Raw genomic sequence first — 4,206 nt, 5'->3', positions numbered from 1 at the left:
CTTCCTAGAAATATCGAGCAATGCTTAAATGACTTCGATATACCACTTTATCTAAGCCATACAATAACTAATATAGAAGGAAAATCAAGACTTGAGGCTGTTACAGTTAGCCAAGTTGACGAAAATAAAAGGGTAATTCCAGGTACTGAAAAAAGATATGAATGCGATACTTTGATACTTTCAATAGGACTTATCCCAGAAAATGAATTATCATTAAAGGCAGGAGTCGTACTAGATCCTAGAACTTAGGGAGCAGTAGTAGATGAAAACTACCAAACTTCAGTAGAAGGTATATTTGCAGCAGGAAATGTACTTCAAGTCCACGATTTAGTAGACTTCGTTTCACTAGAAGCTGAAAGACTTGCAGGTCATGTCTGCGAATACATAAACGATGGAAAACTCGCTGAATGTAAAATAAACGTAGAAGCTGGAGAAAACATAAACCACACTATTCCACAAAAGATAAGTGGAACTAAGGATTTCGTGCTTTCTTTCAGAGTTAGAAAGCCATTTAAGGAATGTAAAGTCGATATAATGCAAGGCGAAGAAATAATAAAAACTAAGAAATACAAAAAAGCAATACCAGCAGAAATGGTTCAAATAAAAATTTCAAAAGACGAAATAAAATCAGATAAGGATTTGAAGGTGATTATAAGTGAATAGAAAATTTACATGTATAGTTTGTCCAAATGGATGTGAGATAGAAGTAGATTACGAAGGAAAAGAGATAAAGAGCATCGAAGGGGAAGGTTGCAAAAAGGGTAAGGAATACGTGACTCAAGAATTAGTAGACCCAAGAAGAAATATAGCTTCTTCTGTAATTTTACTAAATGGAGAGCTTCCACTTGTTAGCGTAAGACTTACAAAGCCTGTTCCTAAAGCAAAAATATTTGATGTAATGGACATAATAAAGGGGATAAAATTAGAAGCTCCAGTAGAAGTTGGAGACGTAGTAGTTAAAAATATAATGGGATATGACAGCGACCTTATAGTAACTAAAAAAGTAGATAAAATATCTTAATCGAGTAAGGAGTAAAAAATGTCTCAAATAAATGAAATACTAGATAATATAAAGCTACCTCAAATTATGAAGGTAAAACAAGTATTCGACGATACTAAAATAGACGATGTACCTGAATACTTAAATCAAAAATTAATCGAAAAACAAATAAAAGACAAAATCAAGCCAGGCATGAAAATAGCGATAACTGGTGGCAGCAGGGGAATTAGCCACTACCAAGCTTTGATGAAGACAGTAGTGGATTTTGTATATAAATGTGGTGCTACACCTTTTGTAGTTCCAGCGATGGGAAGCCATGGTGGTGGAACTGATGAAGGTCAAGCCAACATGCTAAAAAAACTAGGTATAACTAAAGAAACTGTAGGTTGCGATATAATATCTTCAATGGAAGTAGTAGAAGTCGGCAGAACCTCTAAAGACCTACCAGTATATATAGACAAAAATGCGACAGAGGCAGATGGCATAATTTTATTAAATAGAATAAAACTACATACATCTTTTAGAGGAAAATACGAAAGTGGCCTTATAAAGATGATGGCTATAGGCCTTGCTAAGAGAAAAGGCGCCGACATGACCCATTCTCTTAGATATGAAAACATGGCAGAAAATTTAGTCGAAGTTGGAACAATAGCCCTACAAAATCTAAATATAATCTGCGGCGTGGCTTCAATTGAAAATGGATATAACGAAGTGGCAGATGTATTTGTATTGAAAAAAGATGAAATATTAGAGGAAGAACCAAAGATTTTAGAGAAATCTAAAAAGCTTATGTCTAGAATCTATCTAGATGACATAGACGTGCTTATAGTAAATGAAATCGGTAAAAATATAAGCGGTACAGGTGTAGACACCAATATCGTAGGAAGATTCCATACAAAAGCAGCAAGCGGTGGTCCAAATACAATAAAGCTAGGGTTTTTAGATATAAGCGAAAAATCAGGCGGCAACGGAAATGGAATGGGGCTTGCAGACTTTGTATCTAAGAAGTTCTATGACAAAATAGATTTTCCATCTACTTATATAAATGCGATAACTTCTACAGAGCCAAATAGTGTGAAGCTACCTTTAGTGTTAGATAACGATAAATATGTATTTAAAGGATGTGTTAAGCTTTGTGGAACTAGAGATTTAGATAAGTTAAAACTAGTCGTAATAAACAACACAAAAGAGTTAGATGAAGTTTATATGAGCAAGGCAGCTTTTGAAAATGTAGTAGATGAAGAAAAAGTAGAGGTTGTTTCAGAGCTGTTTGATATACCTTTTGATGAAGAGGATAATTTAAAATTGTTTTAAATAATGTGGGATTCTCAAGTTAAACTTGGGGGTCCTTTTTTATACTTATATTAAACAAAAGTGTATAAACTTTGATATAATTTTATTATATAAAAATAAAAAGGAGTGTATATGAGGGATGAGTAATGAAAATAGTTTAAAATCGGAATTCAATGATTTCATAAAAGATTTAGTTAATGATATATTAAAGTCAGTATTATATGATGATTTTAAGTCATTACAAAATAAATATAATATCAGCAATGAAAATTTAAATAAAATAAGTAGAGATATAGCATACAGTGAAAAGAATCTTAAATCTACAATAAATACAATATTATCTTCTGTAAAACAAATTGATGAAGCATCATCATTTTTAAATCAAAATATAGAAAAATTAACTGATCAAATTGAAATAAAAGTCAGAGAAAGATTGGAAGATTTTTTAGTAGAAAATAAAAAAAATATGCAGAATTTATCTAATGAAGTTCAATCTATGAAAACAGAATTAATTAAAGCTAATAAGTTAAATCAAGAAAGAACAGATAAAAGAATCGAAGATACAGAAATGTATTTACAAAGTATGAATAATCATATTATACAAACAACAAATAATTCTCAACGAAATCTTGAAAATCAAATATATGCATTGAAGGATTTTACCAAAAAGATGAGTATAGGAATTATTTCTTTAGGGGTTTTAAATATAGTTTTAGTAATATATATAATATGTTCTTCATTAGGAGTAATTTAATATGAATAGATTAGATATAGAAAAACATAGTAATAACTACGAAAAGCTTTTAAATAGAATTGTTAAAAATGCTAGATTAAATGCAAATAGTGTATATGTTAAAAATATAGAATACAAGTTAAAACAATATGAAAATATTTTGAATAAATTTAAAGTATTTCCAAATAAAGGTAGCGTGTTAGTTGAATATTTAGATTTTATTAATAATTCATATGTTGAAGTTAAAAATTTATTGGCTAATATAGATGATAAATTTTTACTTTTTGTAGTTGGCATGGGAAAATACGGAAAATCTACCTTGATAAATGCATTGATTCAGGAAAAAGTAGCACCAATAGATTTTAGACCTAAAACATGGAAGATAGATGTATATTATTTGGATGAAAAACATACAGGAGATGTTATTATAAAATTAAATGATGGAAACGTATTAAAATTAAATAGAGAAGAAGCTCAAACTTTTATAGATCAAGAAGAAAGTAAAGTACAAGATAGTATAAAATTATTTAATAAAGTAAAAAATGTAGAATTTAAAAAATGTAAAACAAAAGAAGAAAGAGAAGAAATGAAAAAAAAGCTTCAAGATGAATACCTATATAAATCTAAAGTGATTGAAGTAAGATGGCCTGTTGAAAACAATAAATTTTTAAGAAATATGTTATTAGTTGATACTCCAGGTCTTATACAAGATAATGCAGATTTGAATAATTCTATAAAAGATTATTATTTTAAAGCCGATGGTGTTATATGGATGTTAGACGGAAGTACTATTTCGTCTAAGAGCAATGATGAAATGGTAAAAGAACTAGAAGACTATTTAGAAGATCTTGGAGGAATAAACGACAATATAATAGGTGTTGTAAATAAAATAGATAAGGTATTTGAAAATGGTGGAGAAAAAGCAATTTATGATGTATTAAATGATGCTAAATCTTTTTTTGGAGATAAATTTAAATACATAGTACCTATTTCTGCTAAAGAAGCTTTTGAAAATGAAAATGATAAAAACTTATTAAATTTAAATGAAAAAATAGAAGATGCATTTTTAAGTGATTCTAATGCTTTGAAACTAGAAAGTAAGGCAAAAGGTGTACAAAAGTTAATAAATGATTCTATACAAAAGAATAATGAATTTTTAGATTTTGTATCTGAAAAAAAT

At 29.0% G+C, this 4,206-nt stretch carries 5 protein-coding genes and 1 pseudogene; all 6 read left to right on the top strand.

Annotated elements, in window-relative coordinates; genetic code table 11:
* Window positions 1–249, top strand: a pseudogene (locus MR593_RS13490) (pyridine nucleotide-disulfide oxidoreductase); the annotation flags it as partial.
* Window positions 250–483: 234 nt separating this feature from the next.
* Complete coding sequence (locus tag MR593_RS13485; protein WP_331474713.1) at window positions 484–663, top strand: hypothetical protein; 180 nt, start codon at window positions 484–486, stop codon at window positions 661–663.
* Entirely contained in the window at window positions 656–1,021 is a 366-nt protein-coding gene (locus tag MR593_RS01815; RefSeq protein ID WP_290686370.1) for a DUF1667 domain-containing protein, read from the top strand. Before MR593_RS13485 ends, MR593_RS01815 begins: the two co-directional genes overlap by 8 nt.
* A gap of 18 nt (window positions 1,022–1,039) precedes the next feature.
* The gene (locus tag MR593_RS01810) at window positions 1,040–2,314 is read left to right on the top strand and encodes a lactate racemase domain-containing protein (protein WP_290686367.1); all 1,275 of its coding nucleotides are present in this window, start codon (window positions 1,040–1,042) and stop codon (window positions 2,312–2,314) included.
* Between the two features lie 118 nt (window positions 2,315–2,432).
* The gene (locus MR593_RS01805; RefSeq protein ID WP_290686364.1) at window positions 2,433–3,047 is read left to right on the top strand and encodes a hypothetical protein; all 615 of its coding nucleotides are present in this window, start codon (window positions 2,433–2,435) and stop codon (window positions 3,045–3,047) included.
* Between the two features lies 1 nt (window position 3,048).
* A partial coding sequence (locus MR593_RS01800) for a dynamin family protein (RefSeq protein WP_290686361.1) occupies window positions 3,049–4,206 on the top strand: 1,158 nt, incomplete at its 3' end.

This window comes from Intestinibacter sp., assembly GCF_022780145.1.
Classification (GTDB): Bacteria; Bacillota; Clostridia; order Peptostreptococcales; family Peptostreptococcaceae; genus Intestinibacter.
Note: the sequence above shows the minus strand (reverse complement) of the source record. Positions and strands in the feature narration are given on the sequence as shown.